The organism is Mesorhizobium waimense (genome assembly GCF_003601975.1).
GTDB classification, from domain to species: domain Bacteria; phylum Pseudomonadota; class Alphaproteobacteria; order Rhizobiales; family Rhizobiaceae; genus Mesorhizobium; species Mesorhizobium waimense.
The window spans coordinates 1-253 of the sequence record NZ_QZWZ01000277.1 but is presented as its reverse complement, the minus strand read 5'-3'; the positions used below and the strand labels follow the sequence as shown (position 1 = coordinate 253).

Here is a 253-nt window from a genome sequence, read left to right as displayed (position 1 = left end):
CTCCACTATGAGCCTTGACGCTCGGCACCTAGACAGAGGCAGCCCCAAACGAAACAAGGTCATGCGGCTCGACCCGCGGATGAGAGATTGTTGACCGACGTTCAAGTCCCGCCTCTTGCACCTCATACGTTTGGTGCCCGCGCCTGACGGCAGCGATGATTTTGTGTGGGTCGGCTCTCCAGACGAACGGTTGGGATTGCTGATTGTGCTCGGTGATGAAGCGATTGATGGCGGCCTGGAGATCAACGACGGA

The 253-nt window shown here is 58.1% G+C and carries 1 pseudogene; it reads right to left on the bottom strand.

Annotated features, from left to right (window positions below):
* Positions 1 to 121: 121 nt before the first annotated feature.
* A pseudogene (locus D3227_RS44780) lies at positions 122 to 253 on the bottom strand (IS630 family transposase); the annotation flags it as partial.